Here is a 211-nt window from a genome sequence, read left to right as displayed (position 1 = left end):
TGCCGTCTCCAAACAGGGACGTGAGGAAGGCTGCCATCCCGATGAGCGTCGTCGCAAGCAGCGCATTGACCGGAATGCCGCTGCTGTTAACTTTGGTTAAAAACTTTGGCGCTTTTCCTTCCTTGGCCATCACCCACAGCATACGAGTCGCGGCATACATACCGGAGTTACCGGCTGAAAGCACCGAGGTCAAAATGACTGCGTTCATGAC

General features: G+C 54.5%; 1 protein-coding gene. It reads right to left on the bottom strand.

Annotated elements, in window-relative coordinates:
* Positions 1-211: amino acid permease (locus EDM56_RS30805; RefSeq protein ID WP_122921734.1), on the bottom strand; the 211-nt coding region annotated here is incomplete at both ends.

The organism is Brevibacillus fluminis, assembly GCF_003710825.1.
In the GTDB taxonomy this organism is placed as follows: Bacteria; Bacillota; Bacilli; order Brevibacillales; family Brevibacillaceae; genus Brevibacillus_D; species Brevibacillus_D fluminis.
This window is presented reverse-complemented; position numbering and strand designations above follow the sequence as displayed.